The following is a 15,883-nucleotide window of genomic DNA, read 5'->3' as shown; positions in this document are numbered from 1 at the left end:
AATTACACTATTTCGCGTGAAGCAGGAGGCATTGATTTTTGATGAGAAATGACATGGCTTATTGGGATCCCGCTGAGACGCTCGAGCATCTGCAGGATTACTATTTCCCGCCGTACATCACGCTGGCCCATATGTTCCACGCACCGGACAACTGGATCAAACCCGAAGGCTTTCATAGGCAGTATCAGATTCAGTATACGTACCTCGGAGTCGGCATTTACGAGATTAACGGGAAGTCGTACGTAACGAAACAGGGTGATTTAATTATTCACCGGCCGTACGAAGTTCACCGGCTGTCGATGGTTCCGGGTGAGCCGTATTCTTGTATCTCGATCGTGTTTCATTTTGGAAGCTCGGGGTTTCCTTTGGAGGAGCTGATTGATGGACGCCATTACTTCGGTTCGTTCGAGGAGCATCCGGTTAAAGAGTGGCTTCAACGGATTGTTATGCATTATCACCAGCCGGGAATTGTTCATCAGATGGAGTGCCAGCAATTGCTCGTTCGGACGATTGTTGAGGCTGCTAAGCAATCCAAGTCCGCTTCGCTTACGCCCATTCAACTGAAGAACGCCAACAAGCTGATGCAGGTGAAGAACTTTATCCGCAATCATTATCAAGAGGACATACAACTCGGCCTGTTGGAAGGCGTATCGGGGCTCTCGCGAAATTATATCTGCCGATTGTTCAAAGCGGAATTCGGATTGCTGCCTCTTCAGTATATGGTGTGGCTGCGCTTTCAGAAAGCCAAGCAGCTTGCGGTTACGACGAACATGTCCGTTACCGAAATCGCAAGAGCGGTCGGCTATAACGATGTTCATTCCTTCGGCAAAATGTTCAAGAAGAAGACGGGCATCAGTCTGTCGCAGTTTTCTTCCAGCTTTTATATGACCGAAGGGCAGCTAGGGTTGGATGATCCGCCATCTAATAGACATACGGAGGATGATCGTGTCGCTCTGCCTCCATTCAAGGAAGCTTGTGATCGTCTTCCTTGTGAGGCGCCTGCGTAAATAGAGAGGAACAAAACCGGCTTAAACTGAAGCCGGTTTTTTTCTTGAACATTTTGCCGAACGTATGGACGTCGCTGTAGCCTACCCGTTCCGCAATTTCCCCGATGCTTAAGCTCGTATGCAAAGCAAGCTCCTTCGCTTTCTCGACCCGGACATGAATTAGATATTGGATTGGAGTCATACTGAACGTATTTCGGAACTGTTCGATAACGTAATCGCGGCTGAAACCCGTTATTTCCTCCAGCATTTTAATTTGAAGATTGTCGCTGTAGTGCTGAAGGATATGGTTTTTGACAAGCACCATTTTGGAAACATTATTGCGCTGCGTCGGCGTGGACTCGTCACTTACTCGGTCATGCAGCATTCGATTCAGCTCCGATAAAATATCCATAAGCAGCGACTGAGCTCTGAATTGCGAGGAAAGCCCGGGCTGCTGGTAAGCGAGAACGAGATTCGTCAGCAGCCTCTCCAACTTCTGGCCGGCGAAATTCCCCATGTCATGCGAAGAGGAGAGAAGGCTGTCGATGGGAAACGTCTCGTTTCCAAAATGAAAAACGATTGAAATGCAGACGTATTGCAAGCCGGAGGCAGTCGTAATTTCGTGAACTTCTCCCGGACGGTGAAAGACAAGGTCGCCGCGCCTTGTCTCGTATACGCGATCACCGATACGATATTCGGCTCGTCCGCCCATGTTGTACTGCAATTGAAATTGCTTCAGGACGCGGGATCGGATGCCCCACCCTTCAGGCGCATGAAACACATGGGCCAATGTGATGTAGGGTGGGAAATAGACGTCCTTAAGCTCTTCGATTGTTTCATTCGGGCTTTTGAAAAAGAGCGGGCGGTTTTCTTGCATGGGATCGTCCTTCTTCCTTCGAATAAGTACTTTCAGCATAGCTGTAAAAAACCGATTTTGGCAACCAAATTTCCGATTTGGACTAAATACACGCGGTCGATTTCTCTCTAGAATAGGATTTGTAGCTATCGATTCATGACAAGAAACGACATAACGATAAGGAGAGGGTTGCAGTGGCCGATATAATCCGGAAAAGGGATTACAGCTTAACGGGGCCCGAGGGGAAGCTGGCGGAAGAACGCGGCATGGCATCGGCAGAATGGTATAAGACACCGATTCCGCGGACCAGGATGAAGGAACTGATGAAACGGAAGGACGGTCCAGCGATACGCGACACGATCATTTGGTTCGTGCTGCTTGCGGCACTCGGCTATGTTGGAGTTCTGAGCTGGGGGACATGGTGGGCCGTTCCCGTATTTGCTTTGTACGGCATCTTGTATGCGACGCCCGGTGATTCCCGTTGGCACGAATGTGGTCATGGGACGGCATTCAAAACATCGTGGATGAACGAAGCGGTATACCAGATCGCTTCGTTCATGGTGCTCAGGTCGGCAACGCCGTGGCGATGGAGCCATACGCGGCACCATACTGATACGTATATCGTAGGCCGCGACCCTGAAATTCATACCGAGCGGCCTCCAATCTGGCGAATCCTCATCATGCAGATGCTCCATCTGTACGGAGGTCCAGTGGAACTGAAGCGTTTCCTGCTGCATTGCGTCGGCAAGCTCGACAAGCAAGAGAAGGAATATATCCCGGAGAGCGAATACGGAAAGACGTTCCGCGAGGCGCGGATCTATCTTCTTATCCTGGCGGCCGTCATCGTGCTATGCGTATGGCAAGGCAGTCTGCTGCCTGCCATGTTGATCGGAATGCCGTCTTTCTACGGTGTAATCCTCGTCCTGCTGTTCGGATTAACCCAACATCTAGGCCTCTACGACGACGTGCTCGATCACAGACTTAACTCGCGAACGATGAAGCTTAACCCGGTCTTGCGATTTCTGTACTGGAACATGAACTACCATGTTGAGCACCATATGTTTCCCATGGTGCCTTACCACGCGCTTCCTGCGCTGCATGAGGAAATGAAATACGACACGCCGGCGCCGCGCAACGGTCTCTGGTCCGCGCTTAAGGAGGCGATCGGCGCATTAATTCGGCAGGGCAAAGATCTGAGCTATGCGGTAGTCAAGCCGCTCCCGGATACGGCACGGCCTTATATGTACGGCTTGAGCGATATCCCTTATATTACGGAACGAATAAGGCAAGCTGCGGGAATGGCGATGAATCATTCGGATAAGGAGGGAGAATCAGCATGAGCGTGAGCGAGAACAATTGGGTAGAGGTGTGCATGGCCGATGAGATCGAACAGGAGGATGTGATCCGATTCGATTATAAGGAACGTTCGTATGCGGTGTATCGGTCGGAAAACGACGGCTACTATGCAACGGAGGGCTACTGCACCCACGAGCGGGTTCATCTGGCTGACGGCTATGTCATGGGTTCGACGATCGAATGCCCCAAGCATAACGGAAGGTTCGATATAACGACCGGAAAGGCCAAAAAAAACCCTGCTTGCGTGGATCTCAAGACTTACCCAGTCAAGGTGGAAGACGGCAAAGTATATGTGATGGCGGATGCATAAAGGGAGTGTATGAAAAATGAATAAAGCAATAAACGCTTTACTCTTTTTTGTAATCTTTTTACTGCATGTTGTGCTGCCTCGATTAGGTCCAATGCCTGCATATCGCCATCAGTATCATACAGATCCCAACCTTGATATAGGGACGAATACTCCAATAAAATCCGATCGAGCCTGAAATCGAAAAGAATGCGGTTGATGAAAGCAGCGACTGACAAGACCAGCGGACATCTCATGAACGATTGCCCGTGTTGCGCCATAGCTTCTTTGATGCCGGTTTTTTTTCAATCTGCAAGTATAATTGCTACTATGATATACTTTGAGTATATGCTTTGCATTGGAGGCTGAACTGGAATGAATCGTACACATGACCTAGGTAAGTTGATTAAACTGACAGGGGACCGTGCAAAAATAGACGCAAAAGCAAATGACACCTACATCGTTTATAAAACGAAGGATGGTGTATTTGTAAAAGAATACAGCAATGGGGAAGTTGTCCGAATGAACGAACGGGACTTACATCATGAATGATACCTTGGCCACAATGTTTGTTTTTGCAGGAAATAATGGCAGCGGGAAAAGTACAATTCGTAATCTCATAGTGGATAAGCTTGGTGTGAGCGTGAATATTGATCCTGATGCATTAGCAAGAGGCATTGATCGTGAAAATCCTGAGAGTCGTAAAGTTTCAGCTGGAAAGGAAGCAATTAGGCTCGCAAGAGAATGCATTCACCAAAAACGGGATTTTACAGTTGAGACAACACTTGCAGGCGGTAATGTGATCCGCCAAATGCGTGAGGCGAATGCGAATGGATTCGAAATTTTTATGTTCTATGTAGGTCTTGGTGATGTTCGTCTTAACATTGAGCGAGTGGCTGCGCGTGTTCGAAATGGCGGTCATCATATTGAAACAGCAGATATACTACGACGACAACAAACTTCCATAAACAATTTGCTCGACCATCTGGTACTCATTAATCATTTAATTGTTATTGATAATAGTGGTGCTGGTGGAGAAATTGTAATGGAAGCTGATTGGACGCAAATAAAGTACTATACGCCGGAGTTGCCTGAATGGGTGGAAATGATTGAGCAAGCGCTCGTAGCGCGAAATAACACAGGGGATTAGACCGATTAAGTCTTTTGACTGAAATCGGTTTTTTTACATCGGGTTGTGTTCACAACGTCAAAAATTCGACAATACAGGTGAGGATCTCGAAGACTTGATTAGCATCGGGACAATCGGACTGATCAAAGCGATCGAAAGCTTCCAGACCGGCAAGGAAACGAAGCTCGCGACGTTCGCGGCTCGCTGCATCGAGAATGAAATACTTATGCATCTGCGGTCTTTGAAGAAGACTCGGAAGGACGTTTCGCTGCATGATCCGATCGGAACGGACAAGGAAGGCAATGAAATTACGCTGATCGATATCCTCGGCACGGAGGCCGATGATATTGTCGATAAGGTGCAGCTGAAGATTGAGAAGAGCAAGATTTATAAAAATCTTGATATATTGGATGACCGTGAGAAGGAAGTCGTCATCGGCCGTTTCGGACTGGAGCACGGAGGGGATGAAAGGACGCAGCGGGAGATTGCGAAGGAATTGGGGATCTCGCGGAGTTTTGTTTCGCGGATTGAGAAGAGGGCGTTAATGAAGCTGTATCATGAGTTTTATAAAGCGAAGAAATGAAAATGTAAATATTGTTGATTAGCCGGCGATGCCGGCTTTTTCAATTTACAGGCCATGCCACGGGCAGTATACCATTATGAAGAAATACGAAGTTTGGGGAGGAGACTACAAAATGAAGCTTATCACAACCGAATTCCTTCTAAAATGCGCTGAGCCGCAAAACATAGCTCCACTTGTCGGAAGCCGAGTCCCTGGACATTCTTCAGAGGGCCTCTTATTGTGGAGCGCACCCAATCGGGAAAGGGATGGACGGCGTATTTATTAATTCCCTTGGCCGAGGCTAGCGCCTCCGCCAGATGGACGATAAAGGTGATGGAGGAGGCGTCAGCAGGGAGGCGCATGCTGCCTGACAGCCTTGGCACGATGACCCTGCTCCACAGCTCCCGGGCAGGAATACCGCTCGCGCCGAGCATACGGCCGAGCGCAAGCAGCTGGGCATCAGGGAGTGAAGCCAGCATCTCGTCGCAAGTCTCTTCGGTTAAGCCGCCTATATCAATGCAGTAAGTGCGGCCTTGCAAGCCCCTCAGCTGTCGGAGCGCGTCGTAATACCCCATGCTCATGCTGCGGCGTATCGCTTCGGGGTTAAAGCTCATCATACCGCCCAGCGGCTCGGAGGGCGAGATCGTCGTAATCGTGAGGCCAGGATAGCGGATTTTGCGCGTCACACCGAGCCCGAACGTTCGGACTGCGACGATGCTCGTATATCCTTTGCGAGCGAGCATGTTGATCGGACAATTGTCGTACAACCCGCCGTCGATAAAAGCTTTATCGTCGATGAACGTCGTCTGAAAGCCAGGAAAAGTGGCGCTGGCCATCAGATAGTCCAATACACGCCCCTGCGGAATATCCTCCTTGTAAAGCTCGAGCGGCGCCCGATCGCTTAAGGAGACCGTCACCAGGCCGAAGTCCACGGCGGCAGCCCGCAGCCGGCTTTCGTCGATGAGGGATTCAATTAACCGGCGCATTTTTCGCGTGTCCATGCCTCTGTCCGCGATTAGCCTCTTGGTGCGCGCGGCCAAGTGTCGTAAGGCGGCCGTATCGAGCTTTCGCCGCATCAGCAAGCGGTATTCTTCGTCGCTCATGTCGAAGATCGATCGGGCGTCCAGCCGCTCCCAGACCTGATACCCGATCTCGAAATCTCCTTGCGCGATGACGGCTCCGTTCAGGGCGCCGATCGAGGTGCCGGCTATGGCGTCGAAGGTTTGGCCGGCCTCCCGGTAGGCTTTCGCCACTCCCATATGGTAAGCGCCCTTGGCGCCGCCCCCTTCAAGCGCAAGGGCCAGCTTGCCTGTATTCGTTACTGTCACGACTTCCGAACCTCCTTCATTACTCGCTTGGACATTTATGAAACTTTAAAGTAGAGCCGTCTATATTCCGTGATGGAAAGTTAAGTATATTATAACGCGTGGTCTATTCGGGCGTACAATATCGCAACGCTAAACAACATGTTATTTTCGATGCAGGAGAAGAATGGAAGCGAGCCAACTCGATATGCTGATGATGGGTAAACGCGCCCAAGAGTGTAAGGTATGGTTAATGATGTACCTGGTCAACCGTGAGGACAGTTTTATTCGTAGTCGCCGATGTACGCCGAGTGGGAAGTGGTGGTCCGCGTAAGAACCATGGTTCGCCGCACGCTGCATCGAGAATGATTCGGATCACCAGGTCAGCCCACTGTCTGCGGACGAAATAACTGCCAGCGTTAGGTTGCTGAATAAAAACTAAATTTACTACAAGATTCATTTAATATAATCCATTTTTATTAATTATTCTTTTTAATATAATCACCTACATGAGCTACGCAAGTTATTCTAACTCAAAGGAGGAAAGATATTAATGAAAGCGGTTTTAAACAACTTAAGAGACAATATTAGTATAAAAAGAAAGAACAGCATCGTACTTAGCATAAAGAGAAATTATCTATTATATTTACTCTTACTGCTGCCAATGGTATACATCATTCTTTTTAAATACGGTCCATTATATGGTGTATTAATGGCTTTCCAGGATTATAACATTTTCGAGGGAATTAGCGGGAGTGAATGGGTTGGGCTTGATGTCTTCAAATACATTTTTGATCAAAACAGTTTCTACCGTGCTCTTAAAAATACACTTGTTTTAAACTTTCTGGATTTGGTTGCGGGTTTCCCGGCACCAATAATATTGGCCATTTTATTGAATGAACTCCGGTATGTGAGGTTTAAAAAAGCGGCCCAAACGGTTCTTTATTTACCGCACTTCTTATCCTGGGTCATTATCGGAGGAATGGCATACCTGATGTTTTCTTCAGGGGGTATGGTTAATAATCTCATAACTAGTCTTGGATTTGATAAGGTTGATTTTCTTTCTCAAAAAACGAACTGGATTATAATGTATATTGCAATTGGGGTATGGCAAAATGCAGGTTGGGGCACAATTTTATATTTAGCGGCAATGACTGGAATAAATAAGGAGTTATACGAGGCTGCAGATATTGACGGGTGCAGCAGGCCTCGTAAAATATGGCATATTACGTTGCCTGGAATCAAGGCTACAGTTATGATTTTGCTTATCCTGCAAATTGGAAGAATGGTCTCGATAGGGTTTGATCGGCCATATGTTTTGGGGAATTCACTAGTTATAGAATACTCCGATGTAATCAGTACTTATGTCTACAGGGTAGGAATTGGTTCTGGTGATTTTTCACAGGCAACAGCAGTTGGACTATTTCAATCTGTTGTAGGGTTAGTATTTTTATTGGGGGCAAATTATTTAGCTAAAAAAATGGGTGAGCAGGGAATTTGGTGAGGAGTGTGAGTACGTTGATTAGAACGCGAAGAACAAATTTAGTTGATATATTGATTATACTATTCATAATTGCGGCATCGATTACCTGTGTTGTTCCTTTTTTATATATGATTTCCCTTTCGCTAAGCTCAAATAATGCAATAATTTCACAGAAGGTTACTCTTTGGCCGGTAGACTTCACAATTGAAACATATAAAGCTATCTTAAGCGATAATGATATGATTTATTCTCTTGGGTACTCAGTTGTGCTGACTATTTTGTACACAATAATATGTATGCTTTTAACTATTTGTGCTGCGTATCCGCTTACAAAGAAGAAATTAAGCGGAAGAAACTTTATTTTAACAGTCATGATTATAACCATGTATTTTAGCGGAGGATTAATACCTGATTATATTTTGGTGAAAGATCTGCAATTGATAAATACAATGTGGAGCTTAATCTTGCCTGGCGCATTGAGCGTTTTCAATTTGATAATATTAAAAACCTTTTTTGAATCACTTCCGGAAAGCTTGGAAGAATCCGCAGCTATAGATGGTTGTAATGATCTGGGGACGCTTGTGCGGATAGTCCTTCCGTTATCTTTGCCTTCCATAGCAACATTAAGTCTCTTTTACGCGGTTGGTCGATGGAATGGTTTTCAGGATGCGCTTTTTTATGTGACAGAAGAGAATTTGTATCCGATTCAATTAAAACTCTACCAAATCATTACTGCAAATCAACAGATAGAAGGTGAGGGCAGCATTGGTGCCTATATTGTTCCAGAGTCATTGAAGGCTGCAAGTGTAATGTTTGCAACAGTTCCTATATTACTTATTTACCCCAAACTACAAAAATATTTTGTTGAAGGTGTAATGCTGGGGGCAATTAAGGGTTGAAGGAGCCCCGATCAACAGACTAGAGCGAGCGTGGAGAGGGGTTACACATATTGCTTTTCCATAAACTTGTCGACTAGAAAGGGGTGATGATAAACTCCCAATCAAGAGGCGCCAGTACCAATGGTTATGGATTTTAGAAATAACTAAATGAAAAAGTGAGGTTGAAAAATGAAGATAAAAAAAATGGTGGTTCTATTACTGGCATTGACGCTAGTATTAAGTGCATTGGCAGGATGCAGCGGTAATAATTCACAAGAAAACAACACTAATTCACCTTCAACGGAAGATGCAACGTCTTCAGAACCGCCGGTTACGTTAACGATTGAAGTATTTGACAGAGGAATTCAGGGACAGCCGGATTTGAACAATAATACTTGGACAAGGTATATCAATGAAAATTTCGGGAAACAGAACAATGCTATTGTGAAATTTGTTACGGTACCCCGGTCACAGGAAATTGACCAACTCAATGTATTAATGGCAGCTGGCGAGGCGCCTGATATCGCATTTACTTATGACAGCGCTACCGTATCGAAATATGCTAAAGTTAATGGCATTATGCAGCTGGATGAATTATTGGCCGAGCACGGTAAGGAATTAACGGAATATTTGGGTGAGACAGTTCTTTCATATGGAGTTTTTGACGGAAAACAAATGGCAATACCTGCTAAAAGGACTGCACTAGCATGGACAGGTTTGTTTATTAGAAAGGATTGGCTCGATAAACTGGGGATGCCGCTTCCTACTAATCGAGATGAATTATATAATACTTTAGTTGCCTTCAGAGATAAAAATCCAGGAGGCGTAGATGGAGTTATCCCTTGGGGATTGGCAGCTACCGGTATGAACTATGGCACAGGAAATTTAATGGAGTCATTCTGGGGGGAGCAGTCGGATGAAGAATTCGTTACAGTTCCGACTTGGCTGAGACCTGGAAATAAGGAAGGACTTAAGTTCCTCAACAAGCTCTATCATGAAAAATTACTTAGCCCTGATTTTGCTTTGGACAAAACAATGCAGCAGGCGGATGCAGACGTTACAAACGGAAAAGTCGGATTCTTCGGTGCAAACTGGGATTATGCGTTTAGACAAAATATTAGTGACCCGTTAAAAGCAAATGTGCCTGAAGCAAACTTTATTCCGATTGACACTTTCCTGAATTATGAAGGCAAATACAAGAAAATCGCTTACAATGAAAATGGAATATTTGTTTTTATCCCCAAGAGCAGTAAAAATGCAGAGCTGGCCATTAAATACCTGAATTGGATGTCCAGCCCCGAAGTGTTATTCTTCCTGCAATACGGTGAGGAAGGGGTTAATCACAAGATGGTTAATGGTATTCCGCAGGTTATCAATCAAACTGGGGACAATATGCAAACCGCCTATCTGAATCTGGATTATACATTGATTGTCAATGGTGTGGAGCTGGGAGACCCTGAGAAGAATATCAAGGCTTTATCATCAGTGTTTCCTGGAATGGAAGAGGTTGCAGAAGAAGCATACAAAATCAATACTACGGACACTTACACACAATACTTCTTCGATACGCCAAATGAGTCCAACATTAAGTTTGGCAAAACACTTGGTGATATGAGCAAACAGATGACGGATAAACTTATTTACGTTAATCCTTCAGAATTCGACAGTTTGTATGATAAACTGGTTGCAGAGTATATGGCAGCAGGCGGGCAGGCTGTTATGGAGGAAAATGTGAAAATCTACAGGACCATGCAATCAAATAAAAAGTAAAAAAACATAGCGTATAGGCCGTTGATATCAGCGGCCTATATGTATTCATTTAAGCACTGATGAGAGCGCTTCCAAGGAAGCGGGTTTCGAAACACATTCATGTGACAATGCAGGAGTGATAAGGGGGCTTTTTATGTATAGTATGATTATTGTAGACGACGAACCATGGGCGATAAGAGGAATACGGAATGCATTTAACTGGAATAAATACGGCTTCGAAATAACAGGGCAATTTACCAGCGCCCAAAAGGCATTCGAGTTTATATGCGAGAAGCGTCCCGATCTGGTTTTTACAGATATAAGAATGCCTGAAATATCCGGCCTTGACCTTATCAGGATGACCAAAGAAAAGGAGCTGGATGTTGATTTTATTGTTGTGAGCGGCTTTGCCGAGTTTGAGTATGCGCGGGAGGCCTTAAGGTACGGTGCGCTGGACTATTGCCTAAAGCCTATTGATATTGAGATGGCTGATCCCTTATTAGACAAGCTGGAGTTTCATTTTTCCAAGAAGAGAAGCATTCGAAATAACCTTATATTAGAAGCTCTAACCTCAACTGATAAAGGTGAATTAATACGATTGACTCACTTTTTTAGCCATTCGTCGGACTATTATTTTCGTGCAATAATAATTTATTCAAATCGTGATAATAAGGATTATAAGAAAATAAAGTTTTTCGATAATAAAAAAACATTGGAAGTTGAACTTGGCTCAAAAAAGACGCTATATATTCTCAAAAGTCGGGTAAAAATGGATCTGTATGATGGATTTGATTTTGCAGTTCTCGCTGGTTCAGATATTAAGTCGGTAGGAATTAGCGGGGTTTCACATCATTATAAAGATATCGCAAAACTTATTAAGGAATCAGATATTGCAGCATCAAAAACATTTATACATGAAGAAAAAGGGCTATTTGAATGTGACCAAAAGCTGCATTTGGTTAAAGCGTTTGTAGATGAAATAACATCCATTATTAAAGTGAAAAAGTTTGATGAAATAGTTGATATAATGGAGAGAGTTCTGAATTTCTTCAAACAAAATGACTTAGGTATGGGAGAGGTAGTTTATTTATGGAATCAAATGGTCAGTGTATTGATAAGCACATATGACGATGAGTTGAGAGACTTGGAACTTGAGTTCCTAAATTATTCAGAGCTGAAGGAGCGTTTTGAAAACTTTGAATCACTATGCAGTTTCTTATATGACATTGTAACATACATTAAGCAACTGAAATACCAATCCGTATATGACGGGGATATAAACGCCTGTTTTAACCAGATGGTTAGATATATAGACAATAATTACCGGAACAAGCTATACCTTAAAGATTTATCCGTTAAATTTTTCATAAACCAAGTATACTGCTGCCAACTATTTAAAAAAAAATTGGGTAAAACCTTTTCAGAATATGTAACAGAATTGAGAATAAAAGAAGCTTGCGAACTATTGATGTGTACCGAATTGTCAGTTGAAGAGATTGCTACAAATGTAGGGTATATAGATTACTATTATTTCAATAAAGTATTTAAGAAACAATGCGGGATAACTCCTGCGAAATTCAGGAAAAGTTGATGTCCGATCGGAGTTGGGAATTTGCGAATCGGTAGACTGAAACTAAAACATCAGATCTTACTACTATTTCTTTTCTCGGTACTAATATTTACAACAATGGGGTTCTATTCTTATTATAGCTTTAATAACCTGACGCAGAATAGAGCTGCAATATATGGAGATAAAATGATAGAACAATCACGGCAAAAGATAGATTCGGTTCTAAACGAGATTAAAATCAGTTCAAAAAAAGCGGTTAACAACAAAATTATACAAGAATTTACCACTGCAGACGAGTATAAGAGGAGGTTTGAAATAGGCGTCTATGTCCTTGATTTAATGGAATACATGAGGTCCTTTAATTCTTATGTGAATGGAATCGTTATTAGTGACAACCAAGGAAGACGAATTTACAGTTTATCTGCTGAAACTGGCAATGTTTATTTTTTAAATCAATATGATGATTATATTAATGAATATAGAAATGATAGGGAGTCTGATAAAAAAGGAGAGTTTACAAACTTATTAATAAGCAATAAAACAGGAGAAGAATATATCTTTTATATTGCACCAATTATTGAATCTATTGGCGGGGTTAATTTTTCTCGAAAATCAGGCTATTTTACAGTCGTGGTTAATTTGAAAAAAATAAAAGAACTTGTTGAAAATACCGAATTAACCACAGGCTCTACTTTATATATACTAAACAACCGCAATGAGGTCGTTGCTTCAAATAATGCCAATTTACGGAGCAATTTAGTCAATGATATACTTTCAGTTGATCGGAATAGTTATACCTTAGGGATAAAAACAAAAATAAATGGGAAAGAAGTCATCGTTCAGGAAAAAGGCTTGGAGCAGGCGGATGGGTGGCGAATAGTAAGTATTATTCCGGTGCATGAACTGACAGCGGACATGAATGCTATTAAAACTAATAGTATTGTAGCAGGGATTGCTATCATACTAATTATGATTATTCTGGGGTATTTTTTCTTAAATAGTCTGACTCGGCCTGTGATGGGTCTTGTGGCGGATATGAGAAAAATCGGTGGAAGAGACATGGGCTTTAGGGTAAAGGTACGCTCAACTAATGAAATTGGCGTATTGGCATATGATATTAATAACATGATTGACACGATGGAGGAGATGACAAGAAGTATTTTTAATACGCAGGCAAGATTGTATGAATCAGAGTTGAGTCAAAAGCAGGCTGAATTTTCTGCGTTACAAAGTCATATAAACCCGCATTTCCTTTATAATACATTAAATTGCATAAGCAGTATCGGGCTTGAATACGGCAGCAAGGAAATCGCACAGATCACTTCATGTATGTCAAAGATATTTCGATATAGTATTAAAAAAGACGAACTTGTTTTGATAAGTGAAGAAATTGAGTGTATTAAGTCGTATATGAAAATTATCTCGATTAGATATGAAGACAAGTTTGCGATGGAAGTCGATGTTGATGAAAAACTAATGGGAATGAAAACTCCTAAAATGATACTGCAGCCCATCGTTGAGAACGCCGTATATCATGGACTTGAACGTATTGACGATGGAGGCCATCTTCGCGTGAACGGTAAAATAGATGCTAATGGAGATGTATGTTTTCAAGTATCGGATTCTGGAAAAGGGATAGGCAAAGATGAGCTGGAGAGCATCAAAGCGAAACTGAAAATGAAACATTCGGAGATAGTGAAAGACAGTTTTCACAGGGATAGTATCGGTCTTTCCAATATTGATAACAGGATAAAACTACTGTTTGGAGAAGGTTATGGATTAGGGATAGAAAGTCAAATTGGTGTTGGAACTACAGTTGTCGTTAAGATCCCATATATTTGCGATCAGTGACATCGAGCTAGGTGCTCTGGAATCTACTCAATCAGGGAGGATTCGCCTTGAGCGACCCGGTAGCCGCGGCGGACATCCGGGAAAGTCTCCTTTTAAGTTTGATGAACAATATATCATTGAACGAATACGACGATAGGGTATTGATTCTTCTTAGCTTAATGGTGGCTTATCCTATCCAGCTCGTCCGTTCGAGTCAAAATGGTTTCGTTTCTCTATAATTTCCTGGGGTAAGGCCTTCTACCTTTTTGAAGACTCGAATAAACACGGTATCACTTGTATATCCGACCAATCTTGCAATTTGAGCATTGGTCAGCTCGGAATCTGCCATAAGTTTTTTGGCGTGATTTAACCGAATGCTGGTCAAATAATCGCTAAAATTCCAACCGCTCATCTTTTTGAAAAACTGCGAAATGTATTGTGGCGTAATCTGCAGATGTTCGGATAACAAATTAAGCTCATGTTAGGATCGGCAAAGTTCGCATCGATATGGGTTTGTATTTGTTCGAGGAGTTGTACACTGTGATCGCGCCGCTCCAGTTTAAAAGATTCGGTGACCAATACATACAACTCTTTGGTTTTTGCAAACATTTCGTCGGTTGTTTTGCAGGAAAGCAGCAAACGAACCGGATTTATTTCTCCCTCGGCAAATTCCCGAAGAACAGGAGTATCTGAATTCAAAATACGCAACAAGGTTCCGGAGAGACTGAAGAACAAGCATCTTCCCAACTCGGGAGCTAATGATTCGTTGCGAAAATTCATTTCAAACAATCCCGTCAGCAGCAGGACAACTTGCTCAGTATCACCGCTTCGAATGCAATTCATTAATTGCAATTCCGTTTCGACAGGGTAATGATATTGTAACTTCTCATGCCGTATAGAATGAAAGTAAAATATCGATTGCTGTTCATTTACCAGCTTGTATTCCAAAGCAGCAGCGGCTTCCAAATAAGCTTCTCCAACCTGCTGCTGGCCCTGATGAATCCTGCTTACGGCAAAGCTTGTCTCTAGTTTAAAGCGATTCTCCAGCATATCATGTAATTTCGAAACGAAGCTTTTGATCCGGCATGTTCGATGATCCAACTGATCTTCTGCTAGATTCACTATCAATGCCAATCGGTCTTTCTCTAAATCGACGGTATGGACGGTATGGATGTCAAAGACTGAATCTACAGCCAGATTTCCGATAATAAACCGAGCCAGTGCCCATTGTTTCTCGCTTTGGTCCGGTGTGAATCTGGACATACTGCCAACTTGAACAAGAATGACGACGAAATGAGGATGCGAAAAATGAATGTCCATAAATTCAAGGGACTGTTTCATCTGTTCTGGAGGCTTGAAATAACCGTGCATCAATCGATACAAATAATTAGAGCGAAATAACGGCAGTTGTTGAGCAAGTTTATTCTTGATATCCTTCTCTTCATTCCAAGATACTTTGACCATCTCCATAATGTAATCGAGCTCGTTCATGGCAAGCTGATGCGGTTTAGATGTTCCGGCTGATATCGTTTCGACGATTTTTTTGATCGGAGAATAATTTTTATAAGCGATTCTGTAAGCTGCGACGCTGCCTGCAAATAGGAATAATAGCAACAGGATGAATGCGAAATGCTCCATTTCTTTCATTCTTTTTAAATATACTTCCAAAGGCATCACAGAGATATAGTACCAACCGACTTGTTCGGAGGTTGTGTACGAAACCATAACATCTTGGCCATTCAATCTGTAATTTAAAAATCCTGAATCGGATTTCAGTTCTTCCATAATGGAATAGGGCAATGGCTTCGCACCAGGTGTGCTGCTGATGAGTTCATGTTTCTGGGTCAGGAGATAAATGGAACTTTGGTTAGCCAGCTCAATTTGCCGTATCATT

14 protein-coding genes and 1 pseudogene are annotated in these 15,883 nt (G+C 43.1%); 11 read left to right on the top strand and 4 right to left on the bottom strand.

Annotated elements, in window-relative coordinates:
* Positions 1–41 precede the first annotated feature (41 nt).
* Positions 42–1,007, top strand: a complete 966-nt coding sequence (locus H581_RS34660) for an AraC family transcriptional regulator (RefSeq protein WP_051251094.1) — start codon at positions 42–44, stop codon at positions 1,005–1,007.
* Here the strand turns inward: H581_RS34660 and H581_RS34655 are convergent.
* Entirely contained in the window at positions 964–1,863 is a 900-nt protein-coding gene (locus H581_RS34655) for a helix-turn-helix transcriptional regulator (protein ID WP_051251092.1), read from the bottom strand. The two genes, H581_RS34660 and H581_RS34655, sit on opposite strands and share 44 nt — an antisense overlap.
* A 173-nt stretch (positions 1,864–2,036) precedes the next feature.
* Between H581_RS34655 and H581_RS34650 the strand changes: the two genes are divergently transcribed.
* The 5 genes and pseudogenes from H581_RS34650 to sigK all read left to right on the top strand — a co-directional run.
* Positions 2,037–3,182: a fatty acid desaturase family protein gene (locus H581_RS34650; RefSeq protein ID WP_245600097.1), complete on the top strand. Its 1,146-nt coding sequence runs from the start codon at positions 2,037–2,039 to the stop codon at positions 3,180–3,182.
* Complete coding sequence (locus H581_RS0119905; protein WP_028611556.1) at positions 3,179–3,508, top strand: MocE family 2Fe-2S type ferredoxin; 330 nt, start codon at positions 3,179–3,181, stop codon at positions 3,506–3,508. Before H581_RS34650 ends, H581_RS0119905 begins: the two co-directional genes overlap by 4 nt.
* 351 nt (positions 3,509–3,859) lie before the next feature.
* The gene (locus tag H581_RS38450) at positions 3,860–4,036 is read left to right on the top strand and encodes a hypothetical protein (RefSeq protein ID WP_169507524.1); all 177 of its coding nucleotides are present in this window, start codon (positions 3,860–3,862) and stop codon (positions 4,034–4,036) included.
* On the top strand, positions 4,029–4,634 hold the full coding sequence (locus H581_RS0119895; RefSeq protein ID WP_028611555.1) for an ATPase: 606 nt from the start codon (positions 4,029–4,031) through the stop codon (positions 4,632–4,634). Before H581_RS38450 ends, H581_RS0119895 begins: the two co-directional genes overlap by 8 nt.
* Before the next feature lie 58 nt (positions 4,635–4,692).
* Positions 4,693–5,196 (top strand): annotated as a pseudogene (sigK, locus tag H581_RS34645) (RNA polymerase sporulation sigma factor SigK); the annotation flags it as partial.
* A 122-nt stretch (positions 5,197–5,318) separates the two neighbouring features.
* Here the strand turns inward: sigK and H581_RS34640 are convergent.
* The gene (locus H581_RS34640; RefSeq protein WP_051251091.1) at positions 5,319–6,503 is read right to left on the bottom strand and encodes a patatin-like phospholipase family protein; all 1,185 of its coding nucleotides are present in this window, start codon (positions 6,501–6,503) and stop codon (positions 5,319–5,321) included.
* A 529-nt stretch (positions 6,504–7,032) separates the two neighbouring features.
* On the opposite strand from H581_RS34640, the gene H581_RS0119875 reads away from it, so the two are divergent.
* The 5 genes from H581_RS0119875 to H581_RS0119855 all read left to right on the top strand — a co-directional run bounded on the left by H581_RS0119875 (position 7,033) and on the right by H581_RS0119855 (position 14,010).
* Positions 7,033–7,983, top strand: a complete 951-nt coding sequence (locus H581_RS0119875) for an ABC transporter permease (RefSeq protein ID WP_028611554.1) — start codon at positions 7,033–7,035, stop codon at positions 7,981–7,983.
* A 17-nt stretch (positions 7,984–8,000) separates the two neighbouring features.
* Positions 8,001–8,861 (top strand): carbohydrate ABC transporter permease, encoded by an 861-nt coding sequence (locus H581_RS0119870; RefSeq protein WP_425414636.1) that lies wholly within the window; start codon positions 8,001–8,003, stop codon positions 8,859–8,861.
* Between the two features lie 168 nt (positions 8,862–9,029).
* The gene (locus tag H581_RS0119865) at positions 9,030–10,610 is read left to right on the top strand and encodes an extracellular solute-binding protein (protein WP_036719472.1); all 1,581 of its coding nucleotides are present in this window, start codon (positions 9,030–9,032) and stop codon (positions 10,608–10,610) included.
* 133 nt (positions 10,611–10,743) lie between these two features.
* Positions 10,744–12,180, top strand: coding sequence for a response regulator transcription factor (locus H581_RS0119860; protein WP_028611551.1), 1,437 nt, complete (start codon positions 10,744–10,746; stop codon positions 12,178–12,180).
* Between the two features lie 165 nt (positions 12,181–12,345).
* Complete coding sequence (locus H581_RS0119855; RefSeq protein WP_245600096.1) at positions 12,346–14,010, top strand: sensor histidine kinase; 1,665 nt, start codon at positions 12,346–12,348, stop codon at positions 14,008–14,010.
* Between the two features lie 193 nt (positions 14,011–14,203).
* On the opposite strand, the gene H581_RS38970 is transcribed toward H581_RS0119855, so the two are convergent.
* Together H581_RS38970 and H581_RS34635 are read right to left on the bottom strand one after the other, a co-directional pair.
* A complete protein-coding gene (locus H581_RS38970; protein WP_245600095.1) occupies positions 14,204–14,401 on the bottom strand; it encodes a helix-turn-helix domain-containing protein in 198 nt (65 codons plus the stop codon).
* Positions 14,398–15,882, bottom strand: coding sequence for a PDC sensor domain-containing protein (locus tag H581_RS34635; protein WP_245600094.1), 1,485 nt, complete (start codon positions 15,880–15,882; stop codon positions 14,398–14,400). The genes H581_RS38970 and H581_RS34635 overlap by 4 nt, the downstream gene beginning before the upstream one ends.
* Position 15,883: the final 1 nt, after the last annotated feature.

Origin of the sequence: Paenibacillus harenae DSM 16969 (assembly GCF_000422465.1) — a bacterium.
Lineage (GTDB): Bacteria > Bacillota > Bacilli > Paenibacillales > Paenibacillaceae > Pristimantibacillus > Pristimantibacillus harenae.
The sequence above is the reverse complement of the archived record's forward strand: the minus strand, read 5'-3'. Positions and strand labels throughout refer to the sequence as shown.

Excerpts from the sequence above, each read along its gene's own strand:
- H581_RS0119860 (WP_028611551.1), top strand. The coding sequence starts at position 10,744 with ATGTATAGTATGATTATTGTAGACGACGAACCATGGGCGATAAGAGGA.
- H581_RS0119875 (WP_028611554.1), top strand. The coding sequence starts at position 7,033 with ATGAAAGCGGTTTTAAACAACTTAAGAGACAATATTAGTATAAAAAGA.
- H581_RS38450 (WP_169507524.1), top strand. The coding sequence starts at position 3,860 with ATGAATCGTACACATGACCTAGGTAAGTTGATTAAACTGACAGGGGAC.
- H581_RS34660 (WP_051251094.1), top strand. The coding sequence starts at position 42 with ATGAGAAATGACATGGCTTATTGGGATCCCGCTGAGACGCTCGAGCAT.
- H581_RS0119855 (WP_245600096.1), top strand. The coding sequence starts at position 12,346 with ATGATAGAACAATCACGGCAAAAGATAGATTCGGTTCTAAACGAGATT.
- H581_RS0119865 (WP_036719472.1), top strand. The coding sequence starts at position 9,030 with ATGAAGATAAAAAAAATGGTGGTTCTATTACTGGCATTGACGCTAGTA.
- H581_RS34655 (WP_051251092.1), bottom strand. The coding sequence starts at position 1,863 with ATGCAAGAAAACCGCCCGCTCTTTTTCAAAAGCCCGAATGAAACAATC.
- H581_RS38970 (WP_245600095.1), bottom strand. The coding sequence starts at position 14,401 with ATGAGCGGTTGGAATTTTAGCGATTATTTGACCAGCATTCGGTTAAAT.
- H581_RS0119905 (WP_028611556.1), top strand. The coding sequence starts at position 3,179 with ATGAGCGTGAGCGAGAACAATTGGGTAGAGGTGTGCATGGCCGATGAG.
- H581_RS34635 (WP_245600094.1), bottom strand. The coding sequence starts at position 15,882 with ATGATACGGCAAATTGAGCTGGCTAACCAAAGTTCCATTTATCTCCTG.
- H581_RS0119895 (WP_028611555.1), top strand. The coding sequence starts at position 4,029 with ATGAATGATACCTTGGCCACAATGTTTGTTTTTGCAGGAAATAATGGC.